We start from the raw sequence: 22,361 nt of genomic DNA, 5'->3' as shown, positions 1-22,361 counted from the left end.
AGAAAGGTCTGGTCCCATCGGCTGCCGCCGCAGGCCGCATCAGCCGTCTCGGTCAGCCAGATCGGCTTGCCCGGCTCGAAGGCATCGCGCAGGGCTTGGTAGGTCTTGAGTGTCGCATCCGTGCGCGCCAGCCATTCCTCCGAGAGCGCCTGCGCCGGATCATCGTGCCCGCCGCAGCGTGGCGAGATCGTGTTGTAGTGATGATAGGAGAAGCGATCGACGCCGGGTCCGGATGCGGCGAGCAGGTCGCGCGTTGTGATGGCCGCGCCGGATGGCATGGTGCGTCGCCGGCCGAGCCTGGGCCGAGGATCAGCGTCTCCGGCGCGGCGCGCCGCATCCAGTCGCGGAAGATCTTGAAGTCGCGGCCATAGGCGGCCGCGTCATAGCCGGCCGGTGCACCGTTGGTCGCTGCGAGTGTCGGCTCGTTCATGAATTCGGCGGCGGCGATGCGGCCGCCCAGCGCGCGTGTGGTGTCGACCACCTGCTGCGCCTGGTCCGGTTCCCACACGCCATCGGTATCGCGGCTGCCGGGACTGATCGCAAAAGAGGTGACGATCTCCGCATCGACCGCGCGCGCGAACTCGACGACGCCGCGCCACTGCGCACGGCTGAGCACGGAGTTGAATCCCGGCGGCGGCTTTCCCGGCGCGTCGGCAAAGAACGTCGCATTGGCCCAGGTTCCGCTGACGCGCAGATAGGCCGGCGACAAGGCGGCCGCGAGCAGGCGCAGGCGTGCATTGGCCAGATCGATCGGCGGTCTTGCGCTGTAACGATCCAGCTGGTCGAAGCCTCGTGCCGTTCGCGGATAGGGCTTCCAGAACCGTCCGCCGGTCACCTCCACCATCTCGATGTTGTAGGACTGAAAGCGCGTATCGATCGTTGCGACCGCCTTCAACTGCGCTGCCGCGACGGTGCTGTCGTCGGCGCGCGCCGCGCACAACGTTGCGGCCGCGAGCAGCGCAATCGTCATCGCCCCTGCTGCTGCGCAAGTGGTCCGGCGCGTTCGGGAGCCTTGTCGATCATGCATGATATTTCTTCATGCCCGCTGCGGGTCCACATGCATAAAGGGCACCCCCCGGCCCTTGCCTAAATCGACATTTCTATCTTCCTTTGACGTCGCCGCCGAGAGCTTCCGGGGCATCCGCGCCGGGGCGCCTGGAGAGCCCCTTGCGAGGGCCTGCGGGGACGAGCCCGACAGCCGACGATCAACGCGGGTAGGGCGAAAAAATTTCTGGCAGCCCCCTTGAAATCGGTATCCGTTTTTCTAAGTCGTTTTTCGCCGCGAGAGCGGTGTGCCGGATGCCAGAATCGGGTCCGGCACGGGCGCCGGGCTGGTCTTTTCGGATCCGTCTGAAACCCCCGCCTTGCGCTCCTTCGTATCCATCTTGCTCTTTGGAGGACTTGGTTATGAGGACCAATTTTGATTTCGCGCCTTTGTGGCGCTCCACCATCGGCTTCGACCACCTGGCCGACCTCGTCGACAGCACGCTGCGCCAGGCGACCGAGGACAACTATCCCCCCTACAACATCGAGCGTTCCGGTGAAGACCACTACCGGATCAGCCTTGCCGTGGCGGGGTTCGGCGTTAACGACATCGCGGTGACGGCCGAACAGAACGCGCTCACCATCGAGGGCAAGAAGCCCGAGACTGCTGCGCGCGAATACCTGTACCAGGGCATTGCCGCCCGCCCCTTCAGGCGCGTGTTCAATCTCGCCGACTATGTTCAGGTGAAGCAGGCCTCGTTCCAGGACGGGCTCCTGATCATCGATCTCGTCCGCGAGGTTCCGGAGGCCATGAAGCCGCGCCGGATCGAGATCGCGAGCTGCACATCTCCTACGTCGCAGATCGAGCAGCAGAAAGCAGCTTAGGCTCGTCTAAAGCGTTGTCTTGGAGCGTGGACGGCATGTGGCCTCCGCGCTCCCGAGACCATTGAATGAAGGAGAACACCATGGCTATTCGCGATCTTATTCCCTGGTCGAGAAACCAGGAGCTTGTGCAGGCGCGCGGCAGCTACGATCCGTTCATGACGCTGCATCGCGAGATGAACCGTCTGTTCGACGATGCGTTCCGGGGCTTCGGCGGACCCGGCCTGTCGCCGCTCATGGAGGGGCGCTTCGGCTGGCCCAAGATCGAGCTCAGCGACACCGACAAGACGCTGACGATCTCGGCGGAGCTGCCCGGGATGACGGAGAAGGACGTCCAGATCGAAATCGCCAGGAGCGTCCTGACGATCCGCGGCGAGAAGAAGGATGAGCGCAAGCACGAAGGCAAATACTTCACCGAGCGCTACTACGGCGCCTTCGAGCGGCAGATTCCGCTTGAGGACGTCGATGAAGACAAGGCAGAGGCATCGTTTAAGGACGGTGTCCTGACCGTGTCGCTGCCGAAGTCCGAGAAGGCACGCGAAGGCGTCAAGCGCATCGCGATCAACACGCATTAGCATCAACCACGGGCGGCGGCGGTCGGCGCCGCCGTCTATCATCAACAAACCCGTCGCTGGCGCTGTTGGTGCTGACGCTCACGGCGTCGCAGCCGGCCGCTAGCCAAATCCCTCACCTGAAGACGGCGCCGGCGAGGGCGCCAATTCGATTTCGCCGCCAAAGGTCGATGTGGCGCAGGTTTGGTCCGCGCGCGGTGATCCAAGTCGCCGCGCCGATCCGTGTTGCTGGCATACCAAATATCGATTATCAGCCAGATCGGCGCGCATGACGCCGCCCAAGAAGGCGAAGGGAGCACCTGAGATGAAGAGGACCTCACCCACGCGACGCGATCTGCTCGCAACCGCCGCGGTCGCGACCGCGGCCACCATGGCGGACGTCGCACCGGCCGCCGCGCAGGCCGGGCCCAAGCCGATCGTCCCGGTGCCGATGGTGACGATCCCGATCGTCGGCGAGACCCAAGTGTTCCAGGTGCGCCGCATCTACTGCATCGGGCGCAATTACGCGGCGCACGCGATCGAGCGCGGCTCGGATCCGAACCGCGAGCCGCCGTTCTTCTTCCAGAAGCCGACCGACGCGATCCAGAACGTCGCGATCGGCGAGGTCGCCGATCATCCTTATCCGTCGCTGACCAAGAACTATCATCACGAGGTCGAGCTGGTCGCGGCGCTGAAATCCGGCGGCACCAACATTCCCGTCGAGAAGGCGCTCGACCATGTCTACGGCTATGCGCTCGGTCTCGACATGACCCGGCGCGATCTCCAGAACGGCATGGCCGCGGAGAAGAAGCCTTGGGAGATCGGCAAGAGCTTTGATCATGCTGCCGTGCTCGGTCCGATTCATCCGGCAAGCAAGACCGGCCATTTCGAGAAGGGTGCGATCTCGCTGGCGGTGAACGGCACCGTTCGGCAGAACTCCGATCTCGGCAAGATGATCTGGAGCGTTGCCGAGCAGATCGCAAAGCTGTCGGAAGCGTTCGAACTGAAGGCCGGCGACATCATCTATTCCGGCACGCCGGAGAATGTCGGCCCGGTCGTGAAGGGCGACGTGCTCGTGTGCAAGCTCGAGGGCCTGCCGGACATGTCGATCAAGATCGTGTAGCAGTTGCGCTGAGTGGCCGGCTTGCAACCCCGGTTGAGGGCGCAAGCTGGAAACAGCGAGTTCCATGGTCGATTGCCCTTTGTTGGCCGGCAAGCGAACTTCGTACGGCCATATTTGAGCAGGAGTGATCTCCCGCGAGGGGAGGCACTCCGATGAACAAGGCTCTGATCACCGCTATCGCAATGCTGGCTTGCGTGCCCGCGAGCGCAGTTGCGCAGGAGCGCGCGGGCGATGCAGCGCTCGGCGCCCTATCCGGTGCTGTCGTGCTGGGCCCGGTCGGAGCCGTCGCCGGAGCTTTGGTCGGCTATACGGCCGGACCTTCGATCGCCCGGTCCTGGGGCATGAGAGGTTCGCAGTCGGCAAGGCACCGGCAGCCGCCGCGTCGCGCGGCCGCGACCCGCGTTCCACCGCCCACGCGCGAGGCGATGGCTGCCAACGGCCAGATGAGAGCTGCCGGCAATCCGACCGCGCCGGTTCAAGCGGCGCCTGCCGTACCACCGCAAACCTCGACGCCGCCCGTTCAGGGATTCGACTGAGGCCGAGGCCGATCGATAGTCCGCGCAATCAGCGCGGCTTGGCGAACGATCATGGCGAGGCCTGCGTCCCGATCTAGGGTTGGCCGAGGATTTTCTTCGCGGCGCGAAGATGCGGCTTGTCGATCATTTGGCCCTCGAGGCGCAGCGTGCCGGAATCGGGATTGCTCGCGAACGCCGCGATCACCCTCGTAGCCCATGTGCGCTCGGCGTCGGTCGGCTCGAAGGCCGCGTTGACGATATCGACATGCTTGGGATGGATCAGCGCCTTGGCCGAAAAACCGTTGCGCCGTGCCGCGCGCGTTTCGGCTTCGAGGCCGGCGAGATTGTCGATGTCGGTATAGACGGTATCGATCGGTGCGACCTCGGCCGCCGCCGCCGCCATCAGGCAGAGATCGCGCGCGAGCCGATAGGGGCTGTGGAACACGCCGCCCGAGGCTTTCTCGGTGGCGCCGAGCGAGGCCGAGAGGTCTTCCGCGCCCCACATCAGGCCGGCGAGGCGAGGGGAGGATCCCTTGTAGCTGCCGAGGCCGAAGATCGAGCCGGCGGTCTCCGTCGCGACGCAGACGATTCGCGTCGTGCCGACCGCGATGCCGGACGCCGCCTCGAACGCTTCGAGCCAGGTTGCCACCTGCCGCACATCGCCGCCGCCTTGCGATTTCGGCAGCACGATGCCGTCGGGCTTGCCCGGCATCACCGCGGCGAGGTCGGCGAGCGTCATGCCGGTGTCGAGCGCGTTGACGCGGACATAGAGCTGGTGCGGGCCGCGAGAGCCTTTCAGCATCGCCAGCGTCAACCCGCGTGCTTCGTCCTTCTTCTCGGTGACGACGGAGTCCTCGAGATCGATGATCAGCGCGTCGGCCTTGCCTTCGCTCGCCTTCTCGAATTTGCGCGGGGAATCACCCGGCACGAACAGCATCGAACGCATCAGGCCGGCCTCTTGTGCATCATCGCCATGCGCCGGCATTTGCCGACGATCTCGTCGTTCTGGTTAAGGGCGTGGTGCTCGAACTCGACGATGCCCGCCCTGGGGCGCGATTTCGATTCCCGCAACGAAAGCACCTTCGTCGTCGCTCGCAACGTGTCGCCATGGAAGACCGGCTTTGGAAAAGTCACGTCGGTCATGCCGAGATTGGCAACGGTGGTCCCCAGGGTCGTATCATAGACCGTCATGCCGATCATGATGCCGAGGGTGTAAAGGCTGTTGAAAATGCGCTGGCCGAATTCGGTCTTTTCGGAGAAATGCGCGTCGATGTGTAGCGGCTGCGGATTGAGCGTGAGCAGGCTGAACATGGTGTTGTCCATCTCCGTGACGGTCCGGGTCAGCGGATGCCTGAACTCCTGGCCCACGGAAAAGTCCTCGTAATAAAGTCCGGCCATCGCGGTTTCCCTCCCTGCGAAATAACAGCGCGCTCGCACAGTCGCGCCGCATGACCCTATGCATGGTACACACAGTTGGCAGACAAATTCACGTATCTGTATTCAGTTTTTCGAGCTAAAGAACGCAACCGAGGGAACGTCCGGCGCAGCAATTGGCCATGGCCTTTGGGTGGGTGACGCGAAGAGAAGAGAGATTGCGCGCGGTCGCGGCTTCCACGGTCATTCCCGACTTGCCTTAAAAATCGGGAACGTCAGTCGCCGCTGCTCCCCATAAGGAGATCAAGAATATGGATTTCGCGCTCACCGATCAGCAGGAAGCCATTCGCGACGCCATCGCCAAGATCTGCGAAGGCTTCCCCGACGCCTATTGGCTGAAGAAGGACCACGACGGCGGCTTCCCGCACGATTTTCACAAGGCGCTGGCCGATGCCGGCTGGCTCGGCATCTGCGTGCCGGAGGAGTATGGCGGCTCCGGGCTCGGCATCACGGAAGCCGCGATCATGATGCGCACGATCGCGGAATCCGGTGCCGGCATGTCCGGGGCGTCCGCGGTGCACATCAACGTGTTCGGGCTCAATCCCGTCGTCGTGTTCGGCACCGAAGAGCAACGCAAGCGCATGCTGCCGCCGATGGTGGAAGGCCGCGAGAAGGCGTGCTTCGCCGTCACCGAACCCAACACCGGCCTCAACACCACCCAGCTCAAGACCCGCGCGGTCGCCAAGAACGACCGCTACATCGTCAACGGCCAGAAGGTGTGGATCTCGACCGCGCAGGTCGCGCACAAGATCCTGCTGCTGGCGCGCACCACGCCGTTGGAAGAGGTGCGCTCGCCGACCCACGGCCTCAGCCTGTTCTACACCGATTTCGACCGCAACAGGATCAAGGTCCACGAAATCGAGAAGATGGGCCGCAAGATCGTCGATTCCAACGAGCTGTTCTTCGAGGACTTTGAAATTCCGATGGAGGATCGGATCGGCGAGGAAGGCAAGGGTTTCCAGTACATCCTCGAAGGCATGAACCCGGAGCGTATCCTGATCGCGGCGGAGGCCGTGGGGCTCGGCAAGCTCGCGCTGTCGCGCGCGACCGAGTACGCCAAGACGCGCGTGGTGTTCAACCGCCCGATCGGCAAGAACCAGGGCATCCAGCATCCGCTGGCGGTGAACTGGGTCGAGCTCGAGGCGGCCTGGCTGATGGTGATGTCGGCGGCCTGGCAATACGACAAGGGCATGCCCTGCGGCGCCGCCGCCAATGCGGCAAAGTATCTCGCGGGCGAAGCCGGCTTCTCGGCCTGCGAGCAGGCCGTGATGACCCATGGCGGCTTTGGCTATGCCAAGGAATTCCACGTCGAGCGGTACCTGCGCGAGATCCTGATCCCGCGCATCGCGCCGGTCAGTCCGCAGCTTGCGCTCAGCTTCATCGCAGAAAAAGTGCTTGGCCTCGCCAAGTCTTACTAAGCAAGTCCTACTAAGAAGAACTTACGGTTATTGCCCTAGAAGAGCCTATTCGGCGGCGATCCGTTCCATGGCCATGGCACGAAGCCTGGCGCGTTGAATCTTGACGCCGTTGGCACTGTCGGTGACGGGGAAGGCGTCCACCACGTAGATCCGCGCCGGCACCTTGTAGCCGGCGAGCCGCTCGCGCAGATGGGCGGTCAGCGCTTCCTGTCGCGGTGGCTCTCCAGCCGGGATCACGAAAGCGACGCAGCGTGCCTGTCCCTTGAGGTCGATCGCGACCACCTGGGCATCGGCCACCCCCGCACAAGACTTTAGCTCGTCTTCGATTTCTCCGGGCGCGACCAGGAAACCGCCGAGCCGCATCGCATCGCCCGCGCGGGTCTCGTAGACGAATGAACCATCGCCGCGCAGGTGGCCGATGTCGCCGGTGCGGAAGAATCCGTCGGCGGTGATCGCTTCGCGCGTCGCCTCGGGATTGTTGAAGTAGCCGAGGAAGCGCGACGGCGCGCTGATCTCGATCTCGCCGGAGACGTCGCTGTCCGCAAGTTCGGCGGTCTCGACATCGCGGACGCGGACTTTCGCGTCCGGCGACATCGGCCAGCCGCCGCCTTCGATGCGGTCGGCGAAGCCATCGCTGCCGCGGCCGATCGAGAACAGCGCCTGCACCTCGCTCGACCCGTAGAGTCCGAACAGCGGCATGCCGCGCGCCTCGGCCTCCGCGGCCAGCTCGCGCCAGCCGGGCTGGAACGCGGCGAAGCCGCAGATTTCGAGATGCGGAAACGGACGTGGTGCATCGGTGAGCGCGAGGATGCGGCGGAACATCTCATCCGAGCCGAATGAATGCGTGATCCTGCACTCGCTGAGGACCTTCGCCGCCGGGGCCGCTTCGAAGGCGTCGAGTACATGGATGGCGGCGCCCGCCGCGATGAAGCCGAGCAGGCTCGTCATACCAAAAGTGCCGCAGAACGGCAGCATCGCCAGCAGCGAATGGCGCTGTGGATCGAGCTCGAGTGCCTTGGCAACGGAAGCGGCGTGCGTCGCCAGCGTCCGCTGCGAATGCGCGACGAGCTTCGGGCCCTTGGTCGTGCCCGATGTCGTGTAGAGCAGCACGGGCAGGTCGATGTCGTCCTCAGCCGGCGGAGCGGGCGGACAGGGCCGCTCGAACGCATCGAACCGCACACAAGGCCAGTGTGCCGGGATGGCATCCGCGCCGACCACCGCGAGCTGTTGCAGCGCGGGCACCTCGTCCTTGGCGACATCGGCGAGGATGGCGGCAAAGTCGATCGAGCGGAACGCGGCTTCCACCACCATCAGCTTGGCACCGGACACGCGCAGCAGATGCGCGACCTCCGCGCTGCGATAGCGCGTATTGACCGCGGCGACGACCGCGCCCAGGCGGGCGGCGGCGAACAACAGTGCGAGCCATTCGATCCGGTTGACCAGCCAGACCGCGACGACGTCGCCCCTGCCGATGCCCTGGGCGGTGAGCCAGGCGGCAGTCTGCTCGATCTTTCCTGAGAACTCCGCGCGCGAGACCGGCGTGCCATCGAACACGAAGGCGGGACTGGCGGCCTCGGTCCGGATCAGCGATTGCAGCGAAAGTCTGTCGGTCAGCATGGCAATCGGAGTAACCCGATCGCGCAAAGCTGTCTACTTGGTGCCGAACATCCGGTCGCCGGCATCGCCCAGGCCCGGCACGATGTAGCCGTGGTCGTTGAGCCGTTCGTCGATCGCGGCGGTCCAGACCGGCACGTCGGGATGCTCGCTCTGGAACTGCGCGATGCCCTCGGGCGCGGCCAAAAGGCAGACGAAGCGGATGTCGCGGGCGCCGCGGGCCTTGAGCAGGGAGGCGCCGGCGCAGGCCGAATTGCCGGTGGCCAGCATCGGATCCATCAGGATCACGGTGCGATCGGACAGGTCCTGCGGCGCCTTGAAGTAATATTCCACGGCCTGCAACGTCTCGGGGTCGCGGTAGAGCCCGATATGGGCGATGCGCGCCGAGGGCATCAGCGCCAGCATGCCGTCGAGGAAGCCGACGCCCGCGCGCAGGATCGGCGCCAGCGTGAGCTTCTTGCCGGCGATCTTCGGCGCCTGCATCGGCGCGATCGGCGTTTCGATGTCCACCAGCTCCAGCGGCAGGTCGCGCGTCACCTCGTAGCCGAGCAGCATCCCGATCTCGTTCAGGATCTCGCGAAAGCTCTTGGTCGAGCGGTCCTTCTCCCGCATCAAGGAGAGCTTGTGCTGGACCAGGGGGTGGGCGACGACGTTGACGCTGCTTGTGCTCATGAAACCGCTCTACACGGTTCCGTGAAATTGCGCCAGATCGGTCGGGACTTTTCCGCGGGATACGCCGCCTCAACCTGGCATCGCGACCGCGGTGCGGGCCCGGTTGCTCGCTTCAAAGGCAGCCATGGTCAGCTCCCGTGCACTTGCCGCGCGCGGTGGCACGACCCTAAACGCCCAGGCCGCGTGCTGCCAGCGTGATCACGAGCGTCAGCACGGCGCCCCAGATCAGGCTCAGCGTCATGGTCAAGACAATCACGGTGACCACTTGCTCCAGATTTCGCGTGCCGGTCTGCATGCGCGTCTAACCGACATTGTCGCAGCCGATCGGCTCGTAGAGCGGATCGCGGGCTGGACGAACAGAGGGAACGCTCGGCCGGGCTGCCTCCAAGGTCAGCACCTGCGCCTCGGCGAAGGCCGACAGCAGGGCGAGCGCAAGGTCGGCATGGCGGGCCTCGACCGCGGAGTCCAGCCAGTCCGGCAGTTCGCGTTGGCGCGACAGGGCGCAATGCCACTCCCCATCGTCATAGGCGATACGGCGGACCTGCCAAAGCGGCAGCTCGAGCTCCATCAATGCGAGCGCGGCATCGGCCCAAGCCTCGACATCGATCAGGCACATGACGCGCGCGGTGCCTGCGCTTTGCCTGAGCGAGGGGAAGCGTCGGCACGCCGTATCGATGATCTCGATCATCAACGGCCGCGTCATTGCGCGCGCGGCGCGAATGCGTTCGCTCAGCAAGAGCAGATCACGGCGTTCGAGAGCGGTGGTCACTTTAGGCCTCGTGGACATCTGCGTCGGTCAGTCGGCCGGCGTCTCAAGATGGCTTGAACGGCATTTGAAAACGAGGTGAGGAAGGGGCGGAAGATATAAGGATTTCATAAAGGCGCGGATGCACTTGCCTGACCGACCACGGCAAGCCGGCCCGGAGGCCTTTATGAGATTCCTATAACTTCGCCGCGGCCCTCGTCTCGAAAACCTATGTCCGGGGTGGCACGTCAGCGTCGTGCCGCCGGCAGGCCGAGAATAATTGCCGGACGTATGGACACGACGAGGATCATCTCCATGATGGACATTCTGATGCTGGCGCTGGGCTTTGCCTTCTTCGCGCTCGCGGTCGGCTACACCTACGCCTGCGAGCGGCTTTGAGGGAGCGGGCCATGATCTTCGATTATGCGCTCGCCGGTGCCGTCTCATTCGGCCTCCTGATGTATCTCACCTACGCGCTGCTGCGGCCCGAACGGTTCTGAGCGGGCGCCGCTCAAACGCGATTCCACAAAGGCTCTCTCCATGACTGTGATCGGTTGGCTCCAGATCATTCTGTTTTGCGTCATTATCGTTGCACTGACCAAGCCACTCGGCTGGCACATGACGCGCGTGTTCAACGGCGAGCGGACGTTCCTGTCGCCGGTGTTGCGTCCGATCGAGGCCGGCATCTACTGGATTTCCGGCGTCGACGAGAAGCGCGAGCAGCATTGGCTGACCTACACGGTCGCCATGTTGCTGTTCCATGTCGGCGGCTTCCTCATCATCTACGGCGTGATGCGGCTTCAGGCCGTGCTGCCCTTCAATCCAGCCGGGCAGGGCGCGGTCGCCGAGGATCTCTCCTTCAACACCGCGGTCTCCTTCATCACCAACACCAACTGGCAGAACTACGGCGGCGAGAGCACGCTGTCCTATCTCGTGCAGATGCTCGGCCTGACGCACCAGAACTTCCTGTCGGCTGCGACCGGCATCGCGCTGGCGATGGCCCTGATTCGCGGCTTCTCGCGCGCCTCGATGCGCACGGTCGGCAATTTCTGGGTCGACGTCACCCGCTGTACACTCTACGTGCTGCTGCCGATCTGCGTCGTCTATGCGCTGTTCCTGGTCTGGCAGGGCATGCCGCAGACGCTCGGGCCGTATATCGAGGCGACCACGCTCGAAGGCGCCAAGCAGACCATCGCGGTCGGGCCGGTCGCCTCGCAGGTCGCGATCAAGATGCTCGGCACCAATGGCGGCGGTTTCTTCAACGCCAACGCCGCGCACCCCTTCGAGAACCCGACGGCGCTGTCGAACTTCGTGCAGATTCTCTCGATCTTCGCGCTCGGCGCCGCGCTCACCAACGTGTTCGGCCGCATGGTCGGCAACCAGCGCCAGGGCTGGGCGATCCTCTCCGTGATGGGCGTGCTGTTTCTGGCTGGCGTCGCCATCACCTATTGGGCGGAGGCAAACGGCACCTCGACGCTCCATGCGCTGGGTCTGATCGGCGGCAACATGGAAGGCAAGGAAGTCCGCTTCGGCATTGTGGCGTCCTCGCTGTTCGCGGTCGTCACCACCGCCGCCTCCTGTGGTGCGGTCAATGCGATGCATGACAGTTTTACCGCCCTCGGCGGCATGATCCCGCTGATCAACATCGAGCTCGGCGAAATCATCGTCGGTGGCGTCGGCGCCGGCATGTACGGCATGCTGCTGTTCGTCATTCTCGCGATCTTCGTCGCAGGACTCATGGTCGGCCGCACACCGGAGTATGTCGGCAAGAAGGTAGAGGCGCGCGAGGTCAAGATGGCGATGCTGGCCATCCTGGTGCTGCCGCTGATGATCCTCGGCTGGACCGCCGTCGGCGTGGTTTATCCGGCGGCAGTCGCCTCCATGGCGAATGCCGGACCGCACGGCTTCACCGAAGTGCTCTACGCCTTCACATCGGCGGCCGGCAACAACGGCTCGGCCTTCGCCGGGCTCACCGGCAACACGTTCTTCTACAACCTGACGCTGGCAAGCGCGATGTTCGTCGGCCGCTTCTTCATGATCGTCCCGGCCATGGCGATCGCTGGATCGCTTGCGGAGAAGAAGTCGATCCCGCCGTCCATGGGCACGTTCCCGACCACCGGCGGCCTGTTCGTCGGCCTCGTCGTCGGCGTCATCCTGATCATGGGCGGCCTGACCTTCTTCCCGGCGCTCGCGCTCGGCCCGATCGTCGAACATCTGGCGATGAACGCCGGCAACCTGTTCTGATTGTTGGACTGACCTCCATGGATACGATGAAGCTGCAAAAACGTGCGCCGATGTCGGCAATGCTCGATCCCAGAATCGTGATGCCCGCGATCCGCGCCTCCTTCACCAAGCTCGATCCGCGGCTGATGGTGAAGAACCCTGTCATGTTCGTGGTCGAGGTCGTGGCTGCGCTCACCACGGTGATCTTCCTGCGTGACATCGTCACCGGCGGTGCCAGCCTCGGCTTCACCTTCCAGATCATCGTCTGGCTCTGGTTCACGGTGCTGTTCGCCAATTTCGCCGAAGCGGTGGCCGAAGGCCGCGGCAAGGCGCAGGCCGAATCGCTGCGCAAGACCCGTACCGAAAGCCAGGCCAAGCTCCTGATCGGTGCCGACCAGCCCTTCAAGCTCGTGCCTGGCACGAGCCTCAAGGTCGGCGACATCGTGCTGGTCGAGGCCGGTGACACCATCCCTTCCGACGGCGAGGTGATCGAGGGCGTTGCCTCCGTCAACGAGGCCGCCATCACCGGCGAGTCCGCGCCCGTGATCCGCGAATCCGGCGGCGACCGCTCTGCGGTCACCGGTGGCACGCAGGTGCTGTCGGACTGGATCCGCGTCCGCATCACGGCAGCCCAGGGCTCGACTTTCATCGATCGCATGATCAAGCTGGTCGAGGGCGCCGAGCGGCAGAAGACCCCGAACGAGATCGCGCTCAACATCCTGCTCGCCGGTCTCACCATCATTTTCGTGTTCGCCACCGTCACCATCCCGAGCTATGCGGCCTATGCCGGCGGCTCGATCTCGGTAATCGTGCTGGTCGCCCTGTTCGTGACGCTGATCCCGACCACCATCGGCGCGCTGTTGTCGGCGATCGGCATCGCCGGCATGGACCGCCTGGTGCGCTTCAACGTGCTGGCGATGTCCGGCCGCGCCGTCGAGGCCGCCGGCGACGTCGACACGCTGCTGCTGGACAAGACCGGCACCATCACGCTCGGCAACCGGCAGGCGACGGCGTTCCGTCCTGTGCGCGGTGTCACCGAGCAGGAGCTGGCGGACGCGGCCCAACTCGCCTCGCTCGCCGATGAGACACCGGAGGGCCGCTCCATCGTCGTGCTGGCGAAGGAGAAATACGGCATCCGTGGTCGCGACATGGCCGAGCTTGGCGCCACTTTCATCCCGTTCACCGCGCAGACCCGCATGAGCGGCGTCGATGCTGGCGGCTCATCGGTGCGCAAGGGTGCGGTCGATGCCATGCTGAATTATGTCGGCGGTGGCGCGCCGCTGGCCGTTGCCTCCGGCAACGCGGCGCGGGCAATCCAGCCGGCCGCGCTGTCGGATCTCGGTCGCGAGATCCAGGCCATTGCCGATGATATCTCGAAGGCCGGCGGTACGCCGCTGGCGGTCGCCAGGGACGGCAAGCTGCTCGGCGTCATCCAGCTCAAGGACATCGTCAAGGGCGGCATCCGCGAGCGCTTCGCCGAATTGCGCCGCATGGGCATCCGCACCATCATGATCACCGGCGACAATCCGATGACGGCGGCTGCGATCGCGGCGGAGGCCGGCGTCGATGACTTCCTCGCGCAGGCAACGCCCGAGGATAAGCTCAAGCTGATTCGCGACGAACAGGCCAAGGGCAAGCTGGTCGCTATGTGCGGCGACGGCACCAACGATGCGCCGGCGCTCGCGCAGGCCGACGTCGGGGTCGCCATGAACACCGGCACCCAGGCCGCCCGCGAGGCCGGCAACATGGTGGACCTCGATTCCAATCCGACCAAGCTGATCGAGGTGGTCGAGATCGGCAAGCAGCTCTTGATGACGCGCGGTGCGCTGACCACGTTCTCGATCGCCAACGACGTCGCCAAGTATTTTGCGATCATCCCGGCGATGTTCCTGGCGTTCTACCCCCAACTCAACGCGCTCAACGTCATGAACCTGTCGAGCCCGCAGAGCGCCATCCTGTCGGCGATCATCTTCAACGCGCTCATCATCATCGCGCTGATCCCGCTGGCGCTGAAGGGCGTTGCCTACCGCGCCGTCGGCGCCGGCGCGCTGCTCCAACGCAACCTCTTGATCTACGGCCTCGGCGGCATCGTCATTCCCTTTATTGGCATCAAGGCGATCGATCTCGTCGTCACCGCCTTGCATCTGGCCTAACGCCGTCATTGCGAGGAGCTCTTGCGACGAAGCAATCCAGGCTGCCTCCATGGAAAGACTCTGGATTGCCTCGCTTCGCTCGCAATGACGGAAGAAATAGGAGACTAACATGCTCAGAGAAATCCGTCCCGCCATCGTGCTCTTGCTGGCGCTCACCGCCATCACGGGCCTTGCGTATCCGCTCGCAATGACTGCCATCGCCGGCACGTTGTTTCCCGTGCAGGCGCAGGGCAGCCTGATCGAGAAGGACGGCAAGGTGGTCGGCTCCGCCCTGATCGGGCAGGAGTTCAAGGAGGACAAATACTTTCACGGCCGCCCTTCGGCGACGGTTGCGCCGGACCCTCATGATTCAACCAAAACGGTGCCAGCGCCCTACAACGCCGCCAATTCCGGCGGCTCCAATCTCGGCCCGACCAGCAAGGCGCTGGCCGACCGGCTGAAGGAAGATGTGGATAAGCTGAAGGCGGAGAATCCGAATGCGGCCGTGCCGGTCGACCTGGTGACGACCTCGGCCAGCGGCCTCGACCCTGACATCTCGCCGGAAGCGGCGCAATTCCAGGTGCCGCGCGTGGCGAAGGCGCGGAAGATGCCGGAGAATCAAGTCGAGCAACTCGTGGCTGCCAACACCGAAGGCCGTTTGCTCGGCCTGATCGGCGAGCCCCGCGTCAACGTGCTGGCGCTGAATCTCGCGCTCGACCGCGCCGCGAAGTAGTCTAGGCTCGGCACACGGGGGTGATTATATTGGCCTGATGGTTCAACAGCGCCGCGATCCCGAACAACGTCCGTCGCCCGAGGCGCTGCTGGAAGCAGCGCGCCGGGAGGAGAGCGCGAGCGGCAGGCTGAAGATCTTCGTCGGCGCCGCCCCCGGCGTCGGCAAGACCTACGAGATGCTGCAAAGCGCTCACGCCAAGCGCAAGGCGGGTGTCGACGTCGTGGTCGGCTTCGTCGAAACCCACGGCCGGGCTGAGACCGAGGCGCTGGTGCGCGGGCTCGAAATGGTGCCGCGCAAGCGGCTCGATTACCGCGGCCAGGTCGTCGAGGAGATGGACCTCGACGCCGTGATCGCGCGCCGGCCGCAGATTGCGCTGGTCGACGAGCTCGCCCACACCAACGCGGCGGGCAGCCGCCACCCCAAGCGCTATCTCGACATCGAGGAGCTGCTCTCCCACGGCATCGACGTCTATGCCGCCGTCAACATCCAGCACATCGAGAGCCTGAACGACGTCGTCGCCCAGATCACCCATGTGCGGGTGCGCGAGACCGTGCCGGATTCGGTGTTCGACCGGGCCGATGCGATCGAGCTGATCGACCTCACGCCTGATGATCTGATCCAGCGGCTGAAGGAGGGCAAGGTCTATGTGCCCAAGCAGGCCGAGCGGGCGCTGGAGCATTATTTCTCGCCAGGCAACCTGACCGCGTTGCGCGAGCTCGCGCTGCGGCGCACGGCCGAGCGGGTCGACGAGCAACTGCTCACCCATATGCAGGCGAACGCCATCGCCGGTCCCTGGGCTGCGGGCGAACGCATCCTCGTCTGCGTCAGCGAGGATCCGCGCGCGGCTGGCCTCGTGCGCTATACCAAGCGGCTGGCCGATCGGCTGCATGCCCCGTTCACCGCGCTCTCGATCGAGACGCGGCGATCCCTGCAATTGTCCGACGATGAGCGCGACCGGCTGGCCGATACGCTGCGGCTCGCCGAATCGCTCGGCGGCGAGGCGCTGACGATTCCCGCCGTCGGCCGCCGCATCGCCGACGACGTCGTCAACTTCGCACAAGGCAACAACGTCACCCAGATCGTGATCGGCAAGTCGACGCGCTCGCGCTGGTTCGAGATGACGCGCGGGTCAGTCGTGCATGACCTGGTGCGCCGCGCCGGCAACATCACGGTCCATGTCATCGCCGGTGACGAGCTGCCCGGCGAGGCCGTGCCCAAGACCGCGGTGCAGACCGCTGCGCGCTCGGAGCCGTTCAACCCGCGGCCCTATCTGAAGGCGCTCGGCATCGTGCTGATCGGCCTCGGCGCCGCCGAGCTGATCCAGCCCTATTTCGGGCTCGAGAACGTCGATCTCGTGCTGCTGACCTCGGTCGTCGCGGTTGCCGTCCGCTATGGCTTGTGGCCGTCCCTGATGGCAACAGTGGCGGCGTCGCTTTGCTACAACTTCTTCTTCATTCCGCCGATCTATACCTTCACGATCACCGATCCGACCAACGTTGCCGCCTTCGTGCTGTTCATGGTGGTGGCGATGATCGTCTCCAATGTCGCGGCGCGCGTGCGCATCCAGGCCGACACCGCGATCGGCCGGATCCGGATGACCGAGCAGCTCCATGCCTTCAGCCGCAAGCTCGCCGGCACCGCCACGCTCGACGACGTCTTGTGGGCAACCGCCTACCAGATCGCGCTGATGCTGAAGGTCCGCGTCGTGTTGCTGCTGCCGGAAGAGGGCCTGCTCACCGTGAAATCCGGCTATCCACCGGAGGATGAGCTCGATCAGGCCGACCTCGCCGCCGCCAACTGGGCCTGGAGCAATGACCGCCCCGCAGGCCGCGGCTCGGACACGCTGCCGGGTGCGAAACGGCTGTTCCTGCCGATGCGCACCGGGCGCGGGCCAATCGGCGTCATCGGCATGGACAACGACCGCACCGGCCCGCTATTGACCCCGGACCAGCGCCGGCTGCTCGACGCGCTGGTCGACCAGGGCGCGCTCGCGATCGAGCGCGTGCTGCTGGTCGAGGACATGGACCGCGTCAAGCGCACCGTCGAATCCGAGCGGCTGCGCTCGGCGCTCCTGACCTCGATCTCGCACGATCTGAAGACGCCGCTGGCCTCGGTGCTCGGTGCGGCCTCCACCCTGCGCGACCTCGCCGGCGCGCTCTCGGACACCGAGAAGCGCGACCTGCTTGCGACCGTGATCGATGAGTCCGAACGGCTCAACCGCTTCATCGCCAATCTGCTCGACATGACCAAGCTCGAATCCGGCGCCATCGTGCCCAACACGGCACTGCACGATCTCGGCGAGATTGTCGGTAGCGCGTTGCGGCGGGCGGCCAAGATCCTCGCTGCCCACAAGGTCGAGCTCGTGCTGGCGGCCGATCTGCCGATGCTCGAGCTCGATGCCGTGCTGTTCGAACAAGCGCTGTTCAACCTGCTCGACAATGCCGCGAAATATTCGCCGGCCGACACCACGATTGCGATCCGCAGTCAGCGCGAGCGGGATCACGTCGTTCTCCAGATCGCCGATGAGGGCGGCGGCATCCCACCCGACGAGCTCGAGAGCGTGTTCGACAAGTTCTATCGCGTGCAGAAGGGTGACCATGTCCGGCCCGGCACCGGGCTCGGCCTCGCCATCTCGCGCGGCTTCATCGAGGCGATGCGGGGCACGATCTCGGCCGCCAACCGTAGCGACCGAAGCGGCGCGATCCTCACCATCCGTCTGCCCGTCCCAGTGCAGACCCACGCATTGGATACCGCCGCATGAGTGCTGCCCCGATCAAGGTTCTGGTCATCGATGACGAGCCGCCGATCCGAAAATTGCTGCGGATGGGGCTGACGACGCAGGGCTATGAGATCCTGGAGGCGTCGAACGGCAAGACCGCGCTGGAAAAGCTTGCCGAAGACCCGGCGCTGATCATCCTCGATCTCGGCCTGCCCGACATCCAGGGCCACGAGCTGCTGCGCACCATCCGCGCCAGCAACGAGGGCGTGCCGATCGTGGTGCTGTCGAGCCGCGGCGACGAGGCCGGCAAGGTGCAGGCGCTCGATCTCGGCGCCGACGATTACCTGACCAAGCCGTTCGGCATGGATGAGCTTCTGGCCCGCTTGCGTGCCGCGCTGCGCCACCAGCTTCAGGTCAAAGGCGAGCGCCCTGTATTCCGCACCGGCGACCTCTCTGTCGATCTCGTCCGCCGCATCGTCAAGGTCGGCGAGCGCGACGTGAAGCTGTCGCCGAAGGAATACGATCTTCTTCGCGTGCTGGTGCAGCACGCCGGCAAGGTGCTCACCCACCGCTTCCTGCTCAAGGAGCTCTGGGACGAGCTGACGGATGCGCAATATCTGCGTGTCTATGTCCGTCAGCTCCGCCAGAAGATCGAAGCCGATCCGGAACGGCCGCAATATGTGCTGACGGAGACGGGGATCGGGTACAGGCTGAAGGCGGGGGATTAGGCCAGCCGTCATTCCGGGGCGCGCGTCAGCGCGAGCCCGAATCCATTTCTCCGCCAGTCACGCTTGGCACGATGGATTCCGGGCTCGATGCTTCGCATCGCCCCGGAATGACAGTCAACCCGCCTTGCGATGCCGCGCCGGCGACCGGTGCGCCTTCCTGGCGGCTCGGTGCCGCCCCTGCGCACGCCGCGCATGTGACTTCGCCGCCGTCTTCTTGCCGCCGCGTCCCTTCAGGCTCTGCTTCAGCGCATCCATGAGGCTGACGACGTTGCTCGGCCGTTCTTCGGGCTCCGGCAGCTCGATCTTCTTGCCGCTGGCCTTGCGCTTCACCAGCGCCTTCAGCGCGTTCTCGTACTCGTCCTTGAATTCGCTAGGATCGAAATGCGCGGCCTTGGAGTGCAGGATGTGGCCGGCGAGCTCGACCATGTCCTTGGTGATCTTCGGGCTCTTGATGTCCTCGAAGAACTGATCCTCGTCGCGCAGTTCGTAAGGATACCGCAGAGTGGTGCCGAGCAGGCCCTTACCGAGCGGCTCGATCGCCATCACGTGCTCGCGGTTGGTGAGCACGATTTTTGCGAGTGCCACGCGGTCCTGATCTTTCATGGCGTCGCGGATCACTGCGAAGGCGTCGACCGCGGCTTTGCCGTCGGGCGCGATGTAATAGGGGTGGTTGAGGTAGCGCTGGTCGATTTCCTCGCTCGGCACGAAGCTCTCGATGTCGATGGTGTGGTTGCTCTCGATCTGAACCGCCTCGAGCTCCTCCGGTTCGATCTCGACATATTTGCCCTTACTCAGCTCGTAGCCGCGTCCCTTCTCGTCGCTCTCGACGACGTCGCCGGTCTCGGAATCGATCATCTGTTGCTTGAGCCGGTTCCCGGTCTCGCGGTTGATGAGATGAAACCGAGTCTTCTCCGCGGCGGTCGAAGCCGGATAGAGCACGACCGGACAGCCGACCAGCGAGAGCTTCAACGTTCCCTTCCAATAGGCACGCGGGGCCATTGCATTCTCCAGCGTTTTCAAGGCGTTTTGGAACCCCAACCCTTCCGTGGGGTTTTGGTTCCGAGTGGGACTTTGGCCGTGATAGGCTTGAATGCCGAAAGAGAAGCGGGACCAGTCGTGCTGCAAAAACTCTCCACTTACCGACAGAAGCGTGACTTCGAGAAGACGCCCGAGCCATCGGGCAAGACCCCTGTCGCGCCCTCGAAGCAGCGGCGCTTCGTGATCCAGAAGCATGATGCCAGTCGGCTGCATTACGACTTCCGGCTCGAGTTGGACGGTGTCTTCAAGTCCTGGGCGGTGACGAAAGGGCCCTCGCTCGATCCGCACGACAAGCGGCTGGCAGTCGAGGTCGAGGACCATCCGCTCGACTATGGTGATTTCGAAGGTACGATTCCAGAAGGGCAGTATGGCGGCGGCACCGTGATGCTGTGGGATCGAGGCACTTGGGAATCGGAAGATCCGGAAGCCGGCTTCAAGAAGGGCGATCTCAAATTCACCCTGCATGGCGACAAGCTGCACGGAAGCTGGGTGCTGGTGCGCATGCGCAACCGCGGCGGCGAAAAGCGGACCAACTGGCTGCTGATCAAGCACCGCGATGAACATGTCCGCGAAGGCGCCGACAACGACATCCTCGACCAGGACAAGTCCGTCGCCTCCGGCCGCGCGATGGAGCAGATCGCCGAGGGCAAGGGCCGCGCGCCCAAACCTTTCATGCTGGCCAAGGGTCTTAGGGGTCCCAAGGGCAAGGCTAATGCAGTCTGGCAGTCCAACCGCGTCGAGGAGGCGAAAGGGCGAACGGTGAAGCCGGCGCCGCGCAGGGCGTTGAAGGCCGGAACGACGGCAAGGAAGAAGGCGACGACAGCAGCAAACGCGAAGAAAGTTTCAGAGATACCGGACTTCGTGGCGCCGCAGCTCTGTACGCTGGTCGAGCGGCCGCCGGCCGACCAGGGCTGGTGCCACGAGATCAAGTTCGACGGCTATCGCGTCCAGCTCCGGGTCGAGGACGGCGAGGCGACGCTCAAGACGCGCAAGGGGCTCGACTGGACCGGCAAGTTCGCCTCCATTGCCAAGGAAGCTGGCGCGCTGCCGGACGTGATGATCGACGGCGAGATCGTCGCGCTCGATCACAACGGCGCGCCGAACTTCTCCTCGCTTCAGGCTGCGTTGTCCGATGGCAAGACTGACGAGCTGATCTTCTTTGCCTTCGACCTCCTGTTCGCGGAGAACCAGGATTACCGCCGACTGCCGCTCGGCGAACGCAAGGCCCGGCTGAAGGAGCTCCTGGAATCGCGCAAGCGGAAATCGAGCCAGATCCGGTATGTCGAGCATTTCGAGAGCGGCGGCGATGCCGTGCTGCAATCGGCCTGCAAGCTCGAGCTCGAGGGGGTGGTATCGAAGAAGCTGGATGCCCCGTATCGTTCCGGCCGCACCGAGAGCTGGGTCAAGTCGAAATGCCGCGCCGGCCACGAGGTGGTGATCGGCGGCTACAAGACCACGAACGGCAAGTTCCGTTCACTGATGGCCGGCGTTCAGCGTGGCGATCATCTCGCCTTCGTCGGCATCGTCGGCACCGGCTTTGGCGCGGACAAGGTCAAGCGCATCATGCCGTCGTTGAAGGCCATGGCGACCAAGGAAAGTCCCTTCGGCGGCAAGAATGCGCCGAAGAAGACCCGCGACGTGCACTGGCTGAAGCCGGAGCTCGTCGCCGAGATCGAATTCGCCGGCTTCACCGCCGACGGCAATGTCCGCCAAGCGGCTTTCAAAGGCCTGCGGCAGGACAAGCCGGCCGAGGAGGTCGAGGCCGAGACGCCAGTCGACACCGAGCTCGCCCAACCCTCGGCCAAAGGAGTGAAGCGCGCAAAAGCGAAGCCAGGCGCGCGATCGGCCCCCAGCGGCAGCAATGCCGAGGTCATGGGTGTCGTCATCTCCAAGCCGGACAAGGAGCTCTGGCCCGATGTCGGCGATGGTGGTGCCATCACCAAGCTGGACCTTGCGCGCTATCTCGAAGCCGTCGGCGATTGGATGATCGTGCACCTGAAGGGCCGGCCTTGCTCGCTGATCCGCGCTCCTGACGGCATCAAGGGTGAATGCTTCTTCCAGCGCCATGCCATGCAGGGGACGTCGAACCTTCTGGAGCTCGCAAGGGTCTCCGGCGACCGCAAGCCGTATTTGCAGATCGATCGGATCGAAGGGCTCGCCGCGGTGGCGCAGGTCGGCGGCGTCGAGCTGCATCCCTGGAATTGCGCGCCTTATGCCTATGACACGCCGGGCCGGCTGGTGTTCGATCTCGACCCTGCGCCCGACGTCGACTTCGCCGACGTCGTCGAGGCGGCCAAGGAGATGCGGCAGCGCCTCGCCGATATCGGCATGGACAGCTTCTGCAAGACCACGGGCGGCAAGGGCATCCACGTGGTGGTGCCGCTGCTCCACGGCGCGCGCGACAAGGTGAGCTGGAAGGAGGCCAAGGCGTTTGCGCAAGGCGTCTGCCAGTGGATGGCCGATGACGATCCCGAACGTTATCTGCTCAACATGTCCAAGAAGCTGCGCAAGGGAAAGATCTTCTTGGACTATTTGCGCAACGACCGTATGTCGACGGCGATTGCCCCGCTGTCGCCGCGTGCGCGCGCCGGTGCCACGGTGTCGATGCCGGTGACCTGGGCGCAGGTGAAGAGCGATCTCGATCCGAAGCGCTATACGATGCGCACCGTGCCGGGCCTGCTGGCGCGATCGAAAGCGTGGGAGGGTTATGATGATGCCGCCGCGTCGATCAAGACGGCCATGAAGAAGCTGGCGTCGAAAAAGTAGGGTGGGTTAGCCGAAGGCGTAACCCACCAATTTCGTTCAATATTCGCAGAAGCGTGGTGGGTTACGCTTCGCTAACACACCCTA

20 protein-coding genes are annotated in these 22,361 nt (G+C 64.6%); 12 read left to right on the top strand and 8 right to left on the bottom strand.

Going from position 1 to position 22,361, the window contains the following annotated elements:
* Positions 1-52 precede the first annotated feature (52 nt).
* Positions 53-970 (bottom strand): hypothetical protein, encoded by a 918-nt coding sequence (locus tag CWO91_RS44410; protein ID WP_245471341.1) that lies wholly within the window; start codon positions 968-970, stop codon positions 53-55.
* Positions 971-1,407: 437 nt separating this feature from the next.
* Here CWO91_RS44410 and CWO91_RS23275 point away from each other — a divergent pair, with 437 nt between their 5' ends.
* From CWO91_RS23275 to CWO91_RS23260, 4 genes are all read left to right on the top strand, one after another.
* Positions 1,408-1,869: an Hsp20 family protein gene (locus CWO91_RS23275; protein WP_091879751.1), complete on the top strand. Its 462-nt coding sequence runs from the start codon at positions 1,408-1,410 to the stop codon at positions 1,867-1,869.
* A gap of 80 nt (positions 1,870-1,949) precedes the next feature.
* Positions 1,950-2,441, top strand: a complete 492-nt coding sequence (locus CWO91_RS23270) for an Hsp20/alpha crystallin family protein (protein ID WP_130216620.1) — start codon at positions 1,950-1,952, stop codon at positions 2,439-2,441.
* Between the two features lie 301 nt (positions 2,442-2,742).
* On the top strand, positions 2,743-3,540 hold the full coding sequence (locus CWO91_RS23265; protein WP_165405650.1) for a fumarylacetoacetate hydrolase family protein: 798 nt from the start codon (positions 2,743-2,745) through the stop codon (positions 3,538-3,540).
* Positions 3,541-3,692: 152 nt separating this feature from the next.
* Complete coding sequence (locus CWO91_RS23260) at positions 3,693-4,076, top strand: hypothetical protein (protein ID WP_130216616.1); 384 nt, start codon at positions 3,693-3,695, stop codon at positions 4,074-4,076.
* 73 nt (positions 4,077-4,149) lie between these two features.
* Here CWO91_RS23260 and CWO91_RS23255 read toward each other — a convergent pair whose 3' ends face one another.
* The gene (locus CWO91_RS23255) at positions 4,150-5,001 is read right to left on the bottom strand and encodes an HpcH/HpaI aldolase/citrate lyase family protein (RefSeq protein ID WP_165405649.1); all 852 of its coding nucleotides are present in this window, start codon (positions 4,999-5,001) and stop codon (positions 4,150-4,152) included.
* Entirely contained in the window at positions 5,001-5,453 is a 453-nt protein-coding gene (locus tag CWO91_RS23250) for a MaoC family dehydratase (protein WP_130216612.1), read from the bottom strand. The genes CWO91_RS23255 and CWO91_RS23250 overlap by 1 nt, the downstream gene beginning before the upstream one ends.
* Positions 5,454-5,740: 287 nt before the next feature.
* Here CWO91_RS23250 and CWO91_RS23245 point away from each other — a divergent pair, with 287 nt between their 5' ends.
* The gene (locus CWO91_RS23245; protein ID WP_130216610.1) at positions 5,741-6,907 is read left to right on the top strand and encodes an acyl-CoA dehydrogenase family protein; all 1,167 of its coding nucleotides are present in this window, start codon (positions 5,741-5,743) and stop codon (positions 6,905-6,907) included.
* A gap of 45 nt (positions 6,908-6,952) precedes the next feature.
* Here CWO91_RS23245 and CWO91_RS23240 read toward each other — a convergent pair whose 3' ends face one another.
* From CWO91_RS23240 to CWO91_RS23225, 4 genes are all read right to left on the bottom strand, one after another.
* The gene (locus tag CWO91_RS23240; RefSeq protein ID WP_130216608.1) at positions 6,953-8,524 is read right to left on the bottom strand and encodes an AMP-binding protein; all 1,572 of its coding nucleotides are present in this window, start codon (positions 8,522-8,524) and stop codon (positions 6,953-6,955) included.
* A 33-nt stretch (positions 8,525-8,557) separates the two neighbouring features.
* Positions 8,558-9,193, bottom strand: a complete 636-nt coding sequence (gene upp, locus CWO91_RS23235; protein WP_130216606.1) for a uracil phosphoribosyltransferase — start codon at positions 9,191-9,193, stop codon at positions 8,558-8,560.
* 166 nt (positions 9,194-9,359) lie between these two features.
* On the bottom strand, positions 9,360-9,488 hold the full coding sequence (locus CWO91_RS45050; RefSeq protein WP_283810990.1) for a hypothetical protein: 129 nt from the start codon (positions 9,486-9,488) through the stop codon (positions 9,360-9,362).
* 6 nt (positions 9,489-9,494) lie between these two features.
* Complete coding sequence (locus CWO91_RS23225; protein ID WP_433995574.1) at positions 9,495-9,962, bottom strand: hypothetical protein; 468 nt, start codon at positions 9,960-9,962, stop codon at positions 9,495-9,497.
* A 386-nt stretch (positions 9,963-10,348) separates the two neighbouring features.
* Here CWO91_RS23225 and CWO91_RS23220 point away from each other — a divergent pair, with 386 nt between their 5' ends.
* The 6 genes from CWO91_RS23220 (at position 10,349) to CWO91_RS23195 (ending at position 18,473) form a co-directional block, all read left to right on the top strand.
* A complete protein-coding gene (locus CWO91_RS23220; protein WP_091879689.1) occupies positions 10,349-10,438 on the top strand; it encodes a K(+)-transporting ATPase subunit F in 90 nt (29 codons plus the stop codon).
* Between the two features lie 40 nt (positions 10,439-10,478).
* Positions 10,479-12,182 (top strand): potassium-transporting ATPase subunit KdpA, encoded by a 1,704-nt coding sequence (gene kdpA, locus CWO91_RS23215; RefSeq protein WP_130216602.1) that lies wholly within the window; start codon positions 10,479-10,481, stop codon positions 12,180-12,182.
* Between the two features lie 17 nt (positions 12,183-12,199).
* Positions 12,200-14,314: a potassium-transporting ATPase subunit KdpB gene (gene kdpB, locus CWO91_RS23210; RefSeq protein WP_130216601.1), complete on the top strand. Its 2,115-nt coding sequence runs from the start codon at positions 12,200-12,202 to the stop codon at positions 14,312-14,314.
* Positions 14,315-14,423: 109 nt separating this feature from the next.
* Complete coding sequence (locus CWO91_RS23205) at positions 14,424-15,026, top strand: K(+)-transporting ATPase subunit C (RefSeq protein WP_130216599.1); 603 nt, start codon at positions 14,424-14,426, stop codon at positions 15,024-15,026.
* A gap of 37 nt (positions 15,027-15,063) precedes the next feature.
* On the top strand, positions 15,064-17,787 hold the full coding sequence (locus CWO91_RS23200) for a sensor histidine kinase (protein WP_130216597.1): 2,724 nt from the start codon (positions 15,064-15,066) through the stop codon (positions 17,785-17,787).
* On the top strand, positions 17,784-18,473 hold the full coding sequence (locus tag CWO91_RS23195) for a response regulator (protein WP_130216596.1): 690 nt from the start codon (positions 17,784-17,786) through the stop codon (positions 18,471-18,473). The genes CWO91_RS23200 and CWO91_RS23195 overlap by 4 nt, the downstream gene beginning before the upstream one ends.
* 114 nt (positions 18,474-18,587) lie before the next feature.
* Here CWO91_RS23195 and CWO91_RS23190 read toward each other — a convergent pair whose 3' ends face one another.
* A complete protein-coding gene (locus CWO91_RS23190) occupies positions 18,588-19,472 on the bottom strand; it encodes a Ku protein (RefSeq protein WP_130216594.1) in 885 nt (294 codons plus the stop codon).
* Positions 19,473-19,589: 117 nt separating this feature from the next.
* Between CWO91_RS23190 and ligD the strand changes: the two genes are divergently transcribed.
* On the top strand, positions 19,590-22,277 hold the full coding sequence (gene ligD, locus CWO91_RS23185) for a DNA ligase D (RefSeq protein ID WP_130216592.1): 2,688 nt from the start codon (positions 19,590-19,592) through the stop codon (positions 22,275-22,277).
* The last annotated feature ends 84 nt before the right edge of the window (positions 22,278-22,361 follow it).

The organism is Bradyrhizobium genosp. SA-3, from assembly GCF_004212635.1.
Classification (GTDB): Bacteria; Pseudomonadota; Alphaproteobacteria; order Rhizobiales; family Xanthobacteraceae; genus Bradyrhizobium.
The sequence above is the reverse complement of the archived record's forward strand: the minus strand, read 5'-3'. Positions and strand labels throughout refer to the sequence as shown.